The sequence below is a fragment of the Streptacidiphilus monticola genome (assembly GCF_042658505.1).
In the GTDB taxonomy this organism is placed as follows: domain Bacteria; phylum Actinomycetota; class Actinomycetes; order Streptomycetales; family Streptomycetaceae; genus Streptacidiphilus; species Streptacidiphilus monticola.
The window spans coordinates 64,323-79,736 of sequence record NZ_JBHSQJ010000031.1 but is presented as its reverse complement, the minus strand read 5'-3'; the positions used below and the strand labels follow the sequence as shown (position 1 = coordinate 79,736).

Here is a 15,414-nt window from a genome sequence, read left to right as displayed (position 1 = left end):
CGGTGTGACACCGCGCCTCGTCGTCGCCGCGCCGTCCTCCGGGGCTGGGAAGACCACCGTGGCAACAGGGCTGATGGCCGCGCTGACGGCGCGGGGACTGCGGGTTTCGCCGCACAAGGTCGGCCCCGACTACATCGACCCGGGCTATCACGCCCTGGCGACCGGCCGCCCCGGGCGCAACCTGGATCCCGTACTGAGCGGCGAGCACCGGGTGGCGCCGCTCTTCGCGCACGGCGCGGGAGCGGCCGCGGGCGGAGGGACCAGCGACATCGCGGTCGTCGAGGGCGTCATGGGCCTGTACGACGGCGCGGCCGGAAAGGGCGAGCTCGGGTCCACCGCGCAGGTCGCCAAGCTGCTGCGGGCGCCGGTGGTGCTCGTCGTCGACGCCTCGTCACAGTCCCGCTCGGTGGCGGCACTCGTGCACGGCTTCGCCTCCTGGGACCCCGAGGTGCGGATCGGTGGGGTCATCCTCAACCGCGTCGGCTCCGACCGGCACGAGGCCATGCTGCGCGAGGCCCTGGAGGAGGGCGGCGGCGTCCCCGTGCTGGGCGCGGTCCGACGCACGGGCGCGGTGGCCACCCCGAGCCGGCACCTGGGCCTGATCCCGGCCGTGGAACGGGACGCGGAGGCGGTCCGGGCGGTGCGGGAGATGGGCGAGCTGGTGGCCGCCGGGGTGGACCTGGACGCGGTGCTGGCGCTGGCACGCAGCGCACCGGAGTTGGGGCGGCCGGGGGCAGCGCTGCGCCCCTGGGACCCAGCGGAGGCGGTCGGCAGCGCCGAGGACGGCTCCCCGCCCCTCCACGGTCGTCCCAGGCCGGTGATCGCCGTGGCCGGCGGCGCGGCCTTCTCCTTCTCCTACACCGAGAACGCCGAACTGCTCGCGGCGGCGGGCGCGGACGTCGTCACCTTCGACCCGCTGCGGGACGCATCCCTCCCCGAGGGGACCTCGGGTCTGGTGATCGGCGGGGGTTTCCCGGAGGTCTACGCGGACCAGCTCTCCGCGAACGCGCCCCTGCGGGCGGCGGTCGCGGCCTTCGCGGCGTCGCCGTCCGGCGGTCCCATCGCCGCGGAGTGCGCGGGACTGCTGTACCTCGGGGCCGAGTTGGACGGCTCCCCGATGTGCGGAGTCCTCGACGTGCGGGCGGAGATGACGCCACGGCTGACGCTGGGCTACCGGGAGGCCGTCGCCCTCTCGGACAGCCCGCTCGCGGCCGCGGGCACGCGGGTGCGCGGCCACGAGTTCCACCGCACGGTCACCGTGCCGGGGGCGGACCAGGCCTCGCCGGCGTGGGGATGGCGCAGCTGGGAAGGGCGGCCGGTGGTCGAGGGCTTCACCTCGGAGCGGCTGCACGCCTCCTACCTGCACCTGCACTGGACCGGGGCCCCGGAGCTGGCACGGCGGTTCGTGCAGCGGGCGGCGAGGGCGGCGTCCGCCGCGGGACGGGACGAGGCGGGCTGACGCAGGCTGAGTCGGCCAGGTTCGGCCTGAGTCAGCCTCAGTCGGCCTGAGTCAGCCTGAGGGACAACTGCCCGCGGGCATCGGTGTGTCAGACTCTGCGCCCGTGACTCACGATGCGACCGCTGCCCCTTCGACCCCTGCACCCAATTCCTCCGGCACCGGCGGCTCGCCGGCCGCCGCGTCCGGGACATGGCTCCTGGGCGGTGAACTCCCGGTCCACCGAGTGGGCTTCGGCACGATGCGCCTGCCGCAGACCGGACCCGCCCTGCGCCCCGACGCCGTTCCGCGCGACCGCGACCAGGCCCTCGCCGTCCTGCGACGGGCGGTGGAACTCGGCGTCAACCACATCGACACGGCCGCGTTCTACTTCTCGCCGCTGCGCTCGGCCAACGAGCTCGTCAACGCGACGCTGAACCCGTACCGCGACGACATCGTCGTCGCCACCAAAGTCGGCCCGGCACGGGACGCCTCCGGCGAGTGGGACGACGCCGCCCGACCCGAGCAGCTGCGCGGCCAGGTGGAGGAGAACCTGCGTCAACTGGGGCGGGACTCCCTGGACTTGGTGTACCTGCGGGTGATGCCGAGCTTCGGGGAGTCGATCGTCGACCACTTCGGCGCGTTGGCGGAGCTGCGGGACGCGGGCCTGATCCGCCACCTGGGCCTGTCGACGGGGCGCGTGGACCTGCTGGAGCAGGCGCTCGCCATCGCGCCCGTGGCGTCGGTGCAGAGCCGCTTCGGCTTGGGCGCGGGCAGCCCGGGGACGGAGGAACTGCTGCGGGTGTGCGGGGAGAAGGGCATCGCGTTCGTGCCCTTCTTCGCCATCGCGGGCGACGGCGGGGAGCGAGGCGCGGTGCAGGACACCGAGGCGGGCGGGGCTTCGGGAGGGCTGCGGCGGACTACGCGGGAGATCGCGCAGGCGCATGGGGCTTCGGAGGCTCAGATTCGGCTGGCGTGGTCCCTGCACCAGGGCGGGCATGTCCTCGGGATTCCGGGGACGGGGAGCGTGGCCCATGTGGAGCAGAATGTGGCGGCTGGATCGATTCGATTGAGTGCGGACGAACTGCGGGTGCTGACGGGGTTTCATCGCGGGGAGAAGAACGAGGAGAAGGAGACGGAGAAGGCGGAGGAGGAGTAGGAGGAGGACGGCTGGGGTCGGTCGGTGTTTCGCGGGAAGCATGCAACGGCATTCGCCGTTGGGTGAGTTGACGTCCGTGCTGCTCGCTCCGCTCGCCGGAAAAGACGCGACTACGGGGAGGGAGCGGGGGCGGCCAAGCGCCGTCGCCGGGTGCCGGGTTGGCGCGGGCAGGGATTTCTTCTGGGGGCAGCGGGACAATTCTCTGGAACCCTCTGCCCCGGCGGACGCGGTCAACCCGCCGGACGCGGTCGGCCCGGCGAGCGCGGCGTGTCCCGGCGTCCGGTCGGCGCGGTCGGCGCGGGAGCAGGCGGCCCACGTGGTGGCGGGTTGCCGACAGCCGCCCCCAAACCCCCGACAACCCGCCATCAACCAACCGACCGGACCCGGCCCCGCCGCCGAACACCGCCCAACTCACCAGGCAGCGCCCGACGAGCCGCCGAACCCCTGCGACGGAAGGGCCCCGGGCACGCCAGGCACCCCCACTCATTGGCGGGTTGACGACGCCCGCCGCCCAACCCCCGACAACCCGCCACCCACCAGGCCGGGCACAGGCGACGCCGTGGTTCATCCCAGGCTCAGCGGGCGCGGCCAAGCCGACGGGCGACACCCTCCCGAGCACGGCGGGCAGGAGCCCCCACGTGGTGGCGGGTTGCCGACAGCCGCCCCCAAACCCCCGACAACCCGCCATCAACCAACCGACCGGACCCGGCCCCGCCGGCAAACACCGCCCAACTCACCGGGCAGCGCCCGACAGGCCGCCGGGCCACGGCGACCGAAGAGGGCGCGGCACGGGGCCAGACTTCCCCACTCGATGGCGGGTTGCCGACAGCCGACGCCGAACCAGCGACAACCCGCCACTCACCGACCGGACTTGACCCGGCCGCCAACTCGGCCCAACTCACCGGGCAGCGCCCGACAGCCCGCCTATCCCCGGCAAGCAAGAGCCCCGGCCACGCCACGCACCCCCGCCCATTGGCGGGTTAACGACACCCGCCGCCCAACCCCCGACAACCCGCCACCCACCACCCACCGACCGGGCCGAGCACCGGCCCGGGTCTGCCCGCACCCTCCGGTACGGCGTAGGCGCAACGGTCGAAACCACGCACCGCGTGCAGAAGGGCAGGGCGTCGGCCACCCGCCCTCCCAGCCCGCGTTTTTGAGAGCGAGCGCGAGCGAGCAGCACGGCGAGTCAGATCGCGTCCCCCGGAATGCCGTTGCACACGTGGGGCGTCACCTTCGCCCCCCTCTCGTCACTCGTTCCGGGTCTTTCAACCTTCCCCCGGTTTGCGGGGGTCGGCAGCAACGGCATAACCCCGGCACTCAGTCGCCTACATCACCGCACATGACAACACGAGCCAGGAGGCACAGGAGACCTCTGCCTTGCCCGATGCCGTCCCCACCCCCGAGTCGACGCCGGGGCAGACGCCACCACCAGGCGACCCGGCCTCATGCCAGCCGGAGGAGGCACGGGCGCGCCGCGCGCCCACCGCCGGGAGCCCCCTCAACCTGGTCGCCGACCTCGACACCGCCGCACTCTGGTTCTCCTCCCGCTTGCACGCCCGCCGCCAGGCGCTGACCGCCGTGGGGACCGGGCCGCTGCCGCCTGCCAAGCCGCCGGTCGCGGCGTGCGGCTATCGCCGCCACGGCGCGGTGGACCTCAAGCCGCTCAGACCCCATCCGATGAAACGGCGTCACCTCCGCTGAGCGCGGCCCCTCCTGCCATCCCTCCCGCCATCCGTCCATTCACCCGCCGCCCGTCCATCCACCCGCCGCCCGTCCATCCCACGTCCGTCCCTCCCACCGTCCCTCACCTCCCGGCATCCCTCACTCCCCGCCGTCCCCCACCCCCCGCCGTCCGTCACCCGGGGCGGGAACCGGCACGCCCGCGCGGCACAATGGCGCCATGAGCGCGCCGAAGAAGCCCTGTCCCTGCGGTCTGCCCGCCGACTACGCCTCCTGCTGCGGGCGGCTGCACCGGGGCGCGGGCCAGGCGGCGACAGCCGAGGAGTTGATGCGGTCGCGCTTCAGCGCCTTCGCCGTCGGGGACACGGCGTACCTGCTGCGCAGCTGGCATCCCACGACGCGGCCGCAGGGGGGCCTGGACCTGGATCCGGCGCTGCGCTGGGAGAAGTTGGAGATCCTCGCCACCTCCGAGGGCGGACCGTTCCACAGCGAGGGCACCGTCGAGTTCCGGGCGCACTACCGCCACGGGCGGGAGCGCGGGAGCATGCACGAGAAGAGTCGGTTCGCGCGCGTGGACGGTGCCTGGGTGTATGTGGACGGGGTCGTGGACGACCGGTAGCCGGAGCCGCCCGGGCCGGAGGCCGCGAGTGGGACGCGCCACAGGAGGTCCGGTTGACTCCCCTCCGTGACGCGTGGTGGGATTTCGACGCAAAACCGCTGGACAGACCGTTACGACTGAACAGACACCAACCGAAGACCTGCGGCGGCATTGACGAGGAAGTCCGGTGCGAATCCGGCGCGGTCCCGCCACTGTCACCGAGGCGCCGGCCGAGCACGCCTGCGCCCTGGGAGCCAGGAACTCTGGCCGCCGTCACCACGAGCCGGGGCGCGGACCCCGAGTGAGGACTGCTGCCGTGCGCGCAAGCGCGCCCCGCATCGTCGGGGTGGGAATGGGGCCGGGCGACCCCGAACTGGTCACCGTCAAGGCCGTGCGGGTGCTTCGCGAGGCCGACGTGATCGTCGTCCCCGTGATGGACACCGGGGAGCTGGGCCGCGCGGAGGCGACGGTCCGTCAGCACGTCGCCGGGGACGCCGAGATCGTGCGGGTGGTGTTCGCCCTGAACGAGCGTGAGGACCGGGGCCGCCGGGAGGCGGCCTGGGACGCGGCGGGGACTCGGGTGGCGGAGCTGCTGCGCGGCGGGGGCGGCCGCACCGTCGCCTTCGCGACGATCGGCGATCCCAACGTCTACTCGACCTTCACCTATCTCGCGGAGACGCTGCGGGGCCTGGTGCCCGGCCTCGTCGTGGAGACGGTCCCGGGGATCACGGCGATGCAGGCGCTGGCCGCCGCGAGCGGCACGGTGCTCGCCGAGGGCACCGAGCCGCTGACGCTGGTTCCCATGACTGCGGGTCAGGACGTGCTCCGCGGCGCCCTGGAGGGGCCCGGCACCGTCGTGGCGTACAAGTTCGGGCGCGTCGCCGGGCAGGTCGCCGCGGCGCTCGCGGAGACGGGCCGCGCCGGGGACGCCGTGTGGGGCGCCGCGCTGGGCCTGCCGGACGAGCGGATCGCCGAACCGGGGACGCCCATCGAGGGCGCTCTCCCCTATCTGTCCACCCTCATCGCGCCGGCGGCGCGCACCGGCGGCCGAGGAGGCAAGCTGTGACGGAGCATCAGCAGGCGCAGGGCAAGGTGACGTTCGTCGGGGCCGGCCCCGGGGCGGCGGACCTGCTGACCTTCCGGGCGGCGCGGGCCATCGCCGAGGCGGACAGCGTGATCTGGGCGGCCAGCCTGGTCCAGGCCGAGGTGCTGGAGCACGCGCGGCCGGACGCGGAGATCCTGGACTCCTCGCTGGTGCCGATGGAGGACGTCCTCGCCGTCTACGAGCGGGCCGCCCGCGAGGGGCGCCGGGTGGCGCGCATCCACTCCGGGGACCCCTCCCTGTGGGGCGCGGTGCAGGAGCAGCTGGACCGCTGCCGGGAGCTCGGGCTGGAGACGGAGATCGTGCCCGGCGTGTCCTCGTTCGCGGCCGTCGCGGCGCTGGCGCAGCGCGAGTTGACCATCCCCGAGGTCGCGCAGAGCGTGATCCTGACCCGGCTGGGCGGCGGCAAGACGCCGATGCCGCCGGGCGAGGAGGTCCGTGAGTTCGCCCGGCACGGCACGACCATGGCGATCTTCCTGTCCGCGGCGCGCAGCAAGCAGCTGGTGGAGGAGCTGCTGGAGGGCGGCTACCCGCAGGAGACGCCGGTCGTCGTGGCCTACCAGGCCACCTGGCCGGAGGAGCTCCTGCTGCACTGCACGGTGGCGACCCTGGAGGAGACCGTCAAGCAGCACAAGCTGTGGAAGCACACGCTGTTCCTGGTCGGTCCGGCGCTGGGCGCGTCCGGGACGCGCTCGCACCTCTACCACCCGGGGCACTTCCACACCTTCCGCAGGGCGGACCGCCAGGCCCGCCGGGAGCTGCGCGGTACCCGTGGCTGACGAGCTGCGTGAGCCGGACCTGCCGCGGACCGCGAAGGTCCGGCAAGGTCCGCTGCGCAGCGGCTGGACGACGGGCACCTGCGCCTCGGCGGCCGCCCGGGCGGCGGCGCTGATGCTGCTGAACGGCCGTCAGGTCGCCGACGTGGACGTGGCGCTGCCGTCGGGACGGCGGGTCTCCTTCGCCGTGGCGCGCTGCGAACAGCTGCGGCCGGGGCGGTGCGAGGCCGTGGTGGTGAAGGACGCCGGGGACGATCCCGACGTCACCCACGGCGCGCACCTGACAGCGACGGTGAGCTGGCGGGCCGAGGGCAGCACCGGCGTCGTGCTGCACGGCGGCGTCGGCGTGGGCGTGGTGACCAAGCCGGGCCTGGGGCTCGAGGTGGGCGGACCGGCGATCAACCCGGTGCCGCGCGCGATGATCACGCAGGCGGTGCAGGAGGTCGTCGGCGAGCGCGGGGTGGACGTCACCATCAGCGTGCCGGACGGCGAGCTGCGGGCGCGCAAGACCACCAACGGCAAGCTGGGCATCATCGGCGGCATCTCGATCCTCGGCACGACGGGCATCGTCCGGCCGTTCTCGACGGCCTCCTGGCGGGCCTCGGTGGAGCAGGCCGTGTCGGTGGCGGCGGCCCAGGGCGAGAAGGCCGTCGTGCTGTGCACCGGCGGGCGGACGGAGAAGGGCGCGATGGAGCAGATCCCCTCGCTGCCGCCGGTCTGCTTCGTCGAGGTGGGCGACTTCACCGGGGCGGCGCTGCGGCGCGCGGTGGCGGGCGGCATGGAGCGGGCGGTCTTCGTCGGCATGGTGGGCAAGCTCACCAAGCTGGCGGCGGGCGTGCTGATGACGCACTACACCCGCTCCAAGGTGGACCCGGGGATTCTCGGGCGGATCACCGAAGTGGTGGGCGGCGGCCTGGAGTTGGCGGAGCAGGTGTCCGCCGCGAACACCGCGCGGCACGCGTACGAGCTGTGGCAGGCGGCCGGGCTGCTGGAACCGGCCGGGCTGGAGCTGTGCCGCCGCGTGGCCGAGGTCATGGAGCGGTTCACCGAGGGCCGGCTCGCGGCCGAGGTGGCGATGGTGGACTTCACCGGCCGGAACGTGGTCGCCTCGACCGGCGGGGTGCTGCTGCCGTGACGCGGAGGATTCTCGTGCTGGGCGCGGAGCTCGCGCCCGCCTACGCGGCGGAGATCGCGGCGGCCGCGGTCGTCGTGGGCGCGCGCCGGCATCTGGACGCGGCCGGTGTCGATGGTCAACGGCGGCTGGTGCTGGGGCCGTTGGCACCGGCGCTGGACGCCGTCGAGCGGAGTGACGGCCCGGTCGTGGTGCTCGCGTCGGGCGATCCGGGGTTCTTCGGGATCGTCCGCAAACTGGCCGAACGCTTCGGCGGTGAGCGGGAGTTGGACGTCCGACCGGGCGTCGGCAGTGTGGCCGCGGCCTTCGCGCGGCTGGGGCTGGCCTGGGAGGACGCGGTGGTGGTCAGCGCTCACGGACGCGATCCGCGCGTCGCCCTCAACGTCTGCCGGGCGCAGCGGAAGGTGGCGGTGCTGACCGCGCCGGGGGCCGGTCCGGCGGAGATCGGCGCGGCGCTGGCGGCAATGCCGGGCCTGCGCCGGCGGCTGGTCGTCGCCAGCGGGCTGGGCACCGGCCGGGAGTCGGTCGAGGAGCTGACGCCGGAACAGGCCGCGGCCCGGGACTGGCCGGACGTCAACGTCGTGCTGTCGCTGGGGGACGGCGCCGGGGTCGGGCCGATGCGGTCCGTCGCCGGGTGGGCCGGGCCGCCGGGGGGCGGCTGGGCTCTGCCTGAGGAAGCCTTCGCGCACCGGGACGCGATGCTGACCAAGGCGGAGGTCCGCGCCCTGGTGCTGGCCCGACTCGGGCCCCGGCCGGGCGAGTTGGTCTGGGACGTGGGCGCGGGCAGCGGCTCGGTCGCCGTGGAGTGCGCCCGGCTGGGCGCCGCGGCCGTGGCGGTGGAGAAGGCGGCGGACGGCGTGGCCCGGATCCGGGCCAACGCCGCCGCGCACGGCGTGGACGTGGCCGTGGTGCACGGCGCCGCGCCCGAGGCGCTGGCGCGGCTCCCGGAACCGGACGCCGTCTTCGTCGGCGGCGGGGGCGCCGATCTGCCGGGCATCGTGCGGCTGGCGGCCGGACGGGCGCGCCGGACGGTGGTGGTGACGCTCGCCGCGCTCGACCGCGTTCCGGCCGTGCGGGCCGAACTGGCCGCGGCGGGCTGGTCGGTGGACGGCGTGCTGCTGCAGGCGTCACGGCTGGCCCCGCTGCCGGGGGACGTGACCAGGCTCGCGGCCGCCAATCCCGTGTTCGTGCTGTGGGGCGTGCGCCCCGGGACTGTTGGACTGTCAGGAGAAGCAGAGTGATCGGCCTCATCGCCGCGACCGCGGCCGGACGCCGCGGAGCCGCCCGCCTCGCCGCCGCGCTGGCGGACGCGGACACCCGGGTCTACGACATGCCGGTCGCGGAGGCCGTGCGCACCGCCTTCGCCGAGTGCGAGCAGCTGGTCTGCTTCCTGGCCACCGGCGCCACCGTGCGGCTGCTGGCGCCGCTGCTCGCGGACAAGCGCACGGACCCGGGCGTGGTCTGCGTGGACGAGGCGCAGCGCTTCGCGGTCGCCCTGGTCGGCGGCCACGAGGGCGGCGCTAACGCCCTCGCCGGACGGGTCGCCGACGCGCTCGGCGCGCAGGCCGTGGTGACCACGGCCACGGACGCGGTGTCGCTGCCCGGCCTCGACACGCTGGGTCTGGCCGCCGAGGGCGACGTCGCCGCCGTCAGCAGGGCCATGCTCGACGGCGGGCCGGTCCGGCTGGTCGCCGAGACCCGCTACCCGCTGCCCGCGCTGCCGGGCAACGTGGTCGCCGACGCGGCCGAGGGCAGCCCGCAACTGGTCATCAGCGACCGCACCGTGGACCCCGAGCCCGGGGTGCCGACGGCGGTGCTGCGCCCGCGCACCCTGGTGGTCGGCGTCGGGGCCAGCCGTGGCGTCCCGGCGGACGAGGTGCTGACGCTGGTGCGCGAGGCCCTGGCCGACGCCGGGCTCTCCCCCGCCGCCGTCTCGCACCTGGCGACGGTCGACGCCAAGGCGGACGAGGCCGGACTGCTCGCCGCCGCGCGGGAGTTGGGCGTCGAGCTGCGCGCCCACCGGGCCGCGGAACTGGCCGCGATCGCGGTGCCGAACCCGTCCGACGCGCCGCTCGCCGCCGTGGGCACGCCCAGTGTCGCGGAGGCGGCCGCGCTGGCGTCGGGTGGCGAACTCGTGGTCCCCAAGCGGAAGTCGGTGCGGGCGGACGGTGCCGCGGCGATGGCCACGGTGGCCGTGGCCCGGGTGGCCCCGCGCGGCCGGCTGGCGGTCGTCGGCCTCGGGCCGGGCGCGCGCGACCTGCTGACCGAGCGGGCGAAGCGGGAACTGCGACGGGCGAGCGTGATCGTCGGGCTCGACCAGTACGTCGACCAGATCCGCGATCTGCTGCGTCCTGGCGTGCGGATCGAGGCGACCGGGCTGGGAGCCGAGGAGGAGCGCGCGCGCAGCGCGGTGCGGCTGGCCGAGCAGGGCCTGGCCGTCGCGCTGATCGGCAGCGGCGACGCGGGCGTCTACGCCATGGCCTCGCCGGCCCTGGCCGAGGCGGGCGCGGACATCGACGTGGTCGGCGTCCCGGGCGTGACCGCCGCGCTCGCGGCGGCGGCGCTGCTGGGCGCGCCGCTCGGGCACGACCACGTCTCGATCAGCCTGTCCGACCTGCACACCCCCTGGGAGGTCATCGAGCGCCGGATCCGCGCGGCCGCCGAGTCCGACCTCGTGGTCACCTTCTACAACCCCCGCTCCCGGGGCCGCGACTGGCAGCTGCCCAAGGCGCTGGAACTGCTGCGGGCCCACCGCGACGGGACCACCCCGGTGGGCGTCGCGCACTCGGTCTCCCGCCCGGACGAGTGGCACGCCGTCACCACGCTGGACGAACTCGACGTCGCCACCGTCGACATGACGACGGTGGTCACGGTGGGCAACACGGCGAGCCGGACGGTGGCCGGGCGGATGGTGACCCCGCGCGGCTACCGCTGGCAGGTGTGACGTGACGACCGCATCCGAGCCCGCGCCTGGGCCGGTGCTCGGGCCCGCGCCGGTCGAGGTCACCGAGCGCTGCCAGGGCTGCGGGGCCTGCCTGCTGACCTGCCCGGTGCACGCGATCCGACCCGGGGGCCGGCCGCTGCTGGTGCGCGCGGACCTGTGCACCGGCTGCCTGGAGTGCCTGGACGTCTGCCCGGTGGACGCCATCGACATCATCGACATGCAAGAGGGAGTGGGGAGATGACGCGCCGCCAGGTGCACCCGATCGAGGCGGAGTCCTACCGGCGGCTGCGCGCCCGGCGCGACACCGGCCACCTGCCGCCGCTGGCCCGCGCGGTCGCGGAGCGGATCGTCCATTCCAGCGCCGACCTCGGCTACCTGGACGAGCTGGTGATCGCGGAGGAGCCGGTGCTGCGCGCCGCCGCCGACGCGCTGGCGGCGGGCGCGCCGATCGTCGCGGACGTGGAGATGGTCGCGGCCGGGATCACCAGCCGCCCGGCGCTGTGCCGGGTGCGCGAGGCCAAGGCCGACCCCTCGGTGGGGCTGACCCGCTCCGCCGCTGCCGTCCGCCTGGCGCTGGAGGAGGTCGGGCACGGCGCCGTGTGGGTGATCGGCTGCGCCCCGACCGCCCTCGAGGAGCTGATCCGCCTGGACGCCCGGCCCGCCCTGGTCATCGGCCTGCCGGTGGGCTTCGTCGGCGCGGTCGAGTCCAAGGAGGCGCTGCGCGCCTCCGGCCTGCCCGCCGTCAGCAACCGCTCGGAGAAGGGCGGTTCGGCCGTGGCCGCCGCGGCCGTCAACGCCCTGCTCTACCCCGACCTGTACGAGAACCTGCCCGACCCCGCCGAGGAGCCCTCGCTGTGAACGCCCCGACCGCCCCCGCCCCCGCCCTGCTGCTGGTCGGCCACGGAACCCGGGACGACGCCGGCGCCGAGGCCTTCCGCGGCTTCGTCGACGAGCTGCGGGCCTTCCTGCCGCAGACCGCCGTCGGCGGCGGCTTCATCGAGCTGTCCCCGCCCCCGCTCGCCGACGCCGTGGCCGACCTGGTGGCGGGTGGCGCCCGTTCCTTCGCCGCGGTGCCGCTGGTCCTGGTCTCCGCCGGGCACGCCAAGGGGGACATCCCCGCGGCACTGGTGCGCGAGAAGGAGCGCCACCCCGGCACCAGCTTCCGCTACGGGCGCCCGCTGGGCCCGCACCCGGCGCTGCTGACCGTACTGGAGCGGCGACTTGACGAGGTGCTGGCCGCGGACGAGCGCGCCGACACGACCGTGCTGCTGGTCGGCCGCGGCTCGACGGATCCGGACGCGAACGCGGAGGTGTTCAAGACCGCCCGGCTGTTCTGGGAGGGCCGGGGCCTGGCCGGCGTCGAGACCGCCTTCGTCTCGCTGGCCGCGCCCGACGTGCCGGCGGGTCTGGACCGCTGCCGTGCGCTCGGCGCGAAGCGGATCGTGGTGCTGCCGTACTTCCTGTTCACCGGCATCCTGCCGGAGCGGGTCGCCGAACAGGCCCGCGACTGGGCGGCGGCCCACCCCGACGTCGAACTGCGGCAGGCCGAAGTCATGGGCGCCACCCAGGAGTTGGCGGACCTGGTGCTCGAGCGCTACCGGGAGGTGGTGGACGGCGGGGACCTGCGGATGAACTGCGACACCTGTGTGTACCGGATCGCCATGCCCGGCTTCGAGGACAAGGTCGGCGCGCCGCAGACCCCGCACCACCACCCCGACGACCCGGGGCACAGCCACGGACACGGCCACTCGCACGGCCAGGGGCACGGCAAGGGGCACGGGCAGTCGCACGGGCACTCTGACGGTCACGACGGACACCACCACCATGGCCACTGAGCCCGCGCTCCACCTGCTCCGCCACCACGGCGACACCGAGGTGGCCGGCGGCGGCCTGGTGGACCTCGCCGTCAACGTCCGCACCGGCACGCCACCGACGTGGCTGCGGACGCTGCTGGCGGAGGAGCTGGGCCGCCTGGCCGCCTACCCCGACGGCCGCGAGGCCCGGGCCGCGGTGGCCGCCGGGCACCGCCGCCCGGTCGACGAGGTGCTGCTGACCTCGGGCGCGGCCGAGGCCTTCGTGCTGCTCGCCCGGGTACTGCGCCCGTGCCGGGCGGTGGTGGTGCACCCCCAGTTCACCGAGCCGGAAGCGGCTCTGCGCGACGCCGGCCACCGGGTCGAGCGGCTCGTGCTCCGTGCGGAGAGCGGGTTCACGCTCGACCCGGCGGCAGTCCCCCCCGACGCCGACCTGGTCGTGGTCGGCAACCCGACCAACCCGACGTCCGTCCTGCACCCGGCGGCCAGCCTGGCCCAACTGGCCCGCCCGGGCCGGGTGCTGGTCGTGGACGAGGCCTTCGCGGACACCGTCCCCGGCGAGCCGGAGGCCCTCGCCGGCCGCGGCGACCTCCCGGGCCTGGTGGTGCTGCGCAGCCTCACCAAGACCTGGGGCCTGGCCGGCCTCCGCGTCGGCTACCTGCTCGCGGAGCAGGCCCTGGTCACCCGGCTGGCACGTGCCCAACCGCTGTGGCCCGTCTCGTCCTTGGCGCTGGCGGCGGCGATCGCCTGCAGCTCCCCCGCGGCCCTCGCGGAGGCGGACGCGGCCGCCCGGCAGACCGCGGACGACCGGGCCTACCTGCTCCAACGCCTGGCCGAGTTCCCGCAGATGACCGTCCACGGCCTCCCCCGCGCCTCGTTCGTCCTGCTGCAGACCCCCGGCGCGAGCGCCCTGCGCGACCGCCTTCGCGCCCTGGGCTTCGCGCTCCGCCGCGGCGACACCTTCCCCGGCCTCGACACCGACTGGCTCCGCGTCGCGGTCCGCGACCGCGCCACGACCGACGCCCTCTGCGCTGCGCTCACCGCGGTGCTGTAGCCCCGGTGGCCGAGCGCCCCCTGACCGCCCGGCCACCGACCCCCGGACCACGCTCCGCGACCGGCGGCCACCGCCAGCTGCGGAGCGGCAGCACGCGAGCGTCACCGGCGGCCATCAGGCCGGTGCGGCCCCCGCCACGCCAGCTCACCGCCCCGGCCCGGGACCCCCACCCACGCGGTCCCACCGCCCCCAAGCGCCGTGCAGCACAACGCGCTTCAGGAACGGCGGCCCGTTCGCCATGGCATCCACCGACCGAGCGCCACTTCGCCGTGCCCAGAGCGGCGCGGGCAAGAGCGTCACAGGGGCCCGCGTCGGTGCGGCCCCCCGGCCGCACCGGCGCGGCGCGCCCCCGGCCGGGTTTCCCTGCCTGCGCGATCACGCCACCCCAAGGGCCTTGCCCTGCAGGGGCCTTGACGGGCGGTAGCCCGTCGCCACGGACCCGCCGCCCGCTGAGGCTGCGACACCGGGGGTCTCCCTGGCGCCGACACACCTGGGCGATGCCGGCTCTCCCGACCGGAGGTCACCCGTGCTTGGCGCGCCGCCTGCGGGCCAGCGTGAGCGCGCCGACGCCCGCGCCGACGGCGACGACCGCGCCGCCTGCGATCAGCGGGGTCGAACTGGACGCTCCCGTCGTGGCGAGCCCGGCCCCCGTACCGCTGCCCTCGTTGTCGCCGCCCCCGGAACCCGCACCGCCGCCCGTCGCCGTCGCGGAGACCGAGCCACTCGCCGAGGCGGACGGCCCGCCGGCCCGCGTGCCGCTCGCGGTGGCCGAGGGGGACGTCGAGCAGCCGCAACCCCCGGTCCCTCCACCGCCGTTGGAGCCGCCCCCGGCAGGCGTGCTGTGCGAGGCCGACGGCGACGCGGACGCCGACGAGCCCCCTCCGTTCCCGCCACCGCCGTTGCCGCCACCGCCGCCCTGCTGGCCGGCGGGCTTGGTGCACGAGGCCTGCGCCAGCGTCACCTCTCCGGTGATCTTCGCGACGTCGATGTTGAGCGGGTTCACCTCCACGCTCAGCCGCAGCGCCGCCGCAGCCGCGCTGTCGTCAGTCACCGTGGTCCTGCTCAGCTCCAGGCTCACCTTGCCCACCAGCGGCACGTCCACCACCGTGGGCCCGCCCACCTTCAACTGCACGCCGATACCCAACACCTTCACATGCCCGGCCACTTCGGCCGCCGCCGTGGGCCTGCCGCCCGCCGGGCAGTCCGCCGTGGCCTTCACCAGGTCGGCTTGGAGCAGGCTGGCCAGCAGCAGGCTGGGCAGGTGTGCGTCGGCCTTGACCAGCTCGACCCCCGCGTGGGACCCGTGGCTGTCGGAGGTGGCCCAGGTGCGGCCCGCGTCCGCCCGCAGCAGGCTGAGCGGGCTGCCGTGGTGCAGGCCGTCCACGTTCACGGTGAGCAGACTGCCGCCCTTGCTGACCGGGGAGTCGATCCGGTTGAGCGTCGCCTCGACCGGGACGTCGACGGCGTTGAGCAGCTTGACGTCGAGACCGACCTCGGCGGTCGTGGCGGATGCGGTGCCGACGGGCGCGCCGCCGCCGTTGGTGGCGAACGCGGGCTGCGCCATGCCGAGCAGCGCCGCCGACGCGAAGGCGCAGGCGGGCATGGCGAAGCGGTACATGCGGGACATAAGGTGAAACCCCCACCCAAGTGCAGAAGTACGAACAGAGCTGAAGGGTTCGGAATCAAGCGGGTGGAACGGCCGCGATCTCGAACGTGGCCC

General features: G+C 75.3%; 14 protein-coding genes and 1 riboswitch. Of the genes, 13 read left to right on the top strand and 1 reads right to left on the bottom strand.

Translation table 11 applies throughout. From position 1 onward, the window contains the following. The first annotated feature begins 4 nt into the window (after positions 1–4). From ACFP3V_RS08690 to cobC, 13 genes are all read left to right on the top strand, one after another. Positions 5–1,459: a cobyrinate a,c-diamide synthase gene (locus ACFP3V_RS08690; RefSeq protein WP_380581566.1), complete on the top strand. Its 1,455-nt coding sequence runs from the start codon at positions 5–7 to the stop codon at positions 1,457–1,459. Between the two features lie 103 nt (positions 1,460–1,562). Further along, a complete protein-coding gene (locus ACFP3V_RS08685; protein WP_380581564.1) occupies positions 1,563–2,594 on the top strand; it encodes an aldo/keto reductase in 1,032 nt (343 codons plus the stop codon). A gap of 1,380 nt (positions 2,595–3,974) precedes the next feature. Beyond that, positions 3,975–4,298, top strand: coding sequence for a hypothetical protein (locus tag ACFP3V_RS08680; RefSeq protein WP_380581562.1), 324 nt, complete (start codon positions 3,975–3,977; stop codon positions 4,296–4,298). A 199-nt stretch (positions 4,299–4,497) separates the two neighbouring features. Further along, complete coding sequence (locus tag ACFP3V_RS08675) at positions 4,498–4,896, top strand: YchJ family protein (protein WP_380581560.1); 399 nt, start codon at positions 4,498–4,500, stop codon at positions 4,894–4,896. Positions 4,897–5,051: 155 nt separating this feature from the next. Beyond that, positions 5,052–5,139, top strand: a riboswitch (cobalamin riboswitch). A 52-nt stretch (positions 5,140–5,191) separates the two neighbouring features. Further along, positions 5,192–5,941 (top strand): precorrin-2 C(20)-methyltransferase, encoded by a 750-nt coding sequence (cobI, locus tag ACFP3V_RS08670; RefSeq protein ID WP_380581558.1) that lies wholly within the window; start codon positions 5,192–5,194, stop codon positions 5,939–5,941. After that, positions 5,938–6,756, top strand: a complete 819-nt coding sequence (cobM, locus tag ACFP3V_RS08665; protein WP_380581556.1) for a precorrin-4 C(11)-methyltransferase — start codon at positions 5,938–5,940, stop codon at positions 6,754–6,756. Before cobI ends, cobM begins: the two co-directional genes overlap by 4 nt. Next, positions 6,749–7,888, top strand: a complete 1,140-nt coding sequence (locus tag ACFP3V_RS08660) for a cobalt-precorrin-5B (C(1))-methyltransferase (RefSeq protein ID WP_380581554.1) — start codon at positions 6,749–6,751, stop codon at positions 7,886–7,888. The genes cobM and ACFP3V_RS08660 overlap by 8 nt, the downstream gene beginning before the upstream one ends. Further along, a complete protein-coding gene (cbiE, locus tag ACFP3V_RS08655; RefSeq protein ID WP_380581552.1) occupies positions 7,885–9,126 on the top strand; it encodes a precorrin-6y C5,15-methyltransferase (decarboxylating) subunit CbiE in 1,242 nt (413 codons plus the stop codon). Before ACFP3V_RS08660 ends, cbiE begins: the two co-directional genes overlap by 4 nt. Next, on the top strand, positions 9,123–10,829 hold the full coding sequence (gene cobJ / locus ACFP3V_RS08650) for a precorrin-3B C(17)-methyltransferase (RefSeq protein WP_380581550.1): 1,707 nt from the start codon (positions 9,123–9,125) through the stop codon (positions 10,827–10,829). Before cbiE ends, cobJ begins: the two co-directional genes overlap by 4 nt. 1 nt (position 10,830) lies before the next feature. Further along, on the top strand, positions 10,831–11,070 hold the full coding sequence (locus ACFP3V_RS08645) for a DUF362 domain-containing protein (RefSeq protein WP_380581548.1): 240 nt from the start codon (positions 10,831–10,833) through the stop codon (positions 11,068–11,070). Continuing rightward, positions 11,067–11,687 (top strand): precorrin-8X methylmutase, encoded by a 621-nt coding sequence (locus ACFP3V_RS08640; protein WP_380581546.1) that lies wholly within the window; start codon positions 11,067–11,069, stop codon positions 11,685–11,687. Before ACFP3V_RS08645 ends, ACFP3V_RS08640 begins: the two co-directional genes overlap by 4 nt. After that, positions 11,684–12,664, top strand: a complete 981-nt coding sequence (locus ACFP3V_RS08635) for a sirohydrochlorin chelatase (RefSeq protein ID WP_380581544.1) — start codon at positions 11,684–11,686, stop codon at positions 12,662–12,664. The genes ACFP3V_RS08640 and ACFP3V_RS08635 overlap by 4 nt, the downstream gene beginning before the upstream one ends. Then, entirely contained in the window at positions 12,654–13,694 is a 1,041-nt protein-coding gene (cobC, locus tag ACFP3V_RS08630; RefSeq protein ID WP_380581542.1) for an Rv2231c family pyridoxal phosphate-dependent protein CobC, read from the top strand. Before ACFP3V_RS08635 ends, cobC begins: the two co-directional genes overlap by 11 nt. A 520-nt stretch (positions 13,695–14,214) precedes the next feature. On the opposite strand, the gene ACFP3V_RS08625 is transcribed toward cobC, so the two are convergent. Beyond that, positions 14,215–15,321 (bottom strand): SCO1860 family LAETG-anchored protein, encoded by a 1,107-nt coding sequence (locus ACFP3V_RS08625; RefSeq protein ID WP_380581540.1) that lies wholly within the window; start codon positions 15,319–15,321, stop codon positions 14,215–14,217. Between the last annotated feature and the right edge of the window lie 93 nt (positions 15,322–15,414).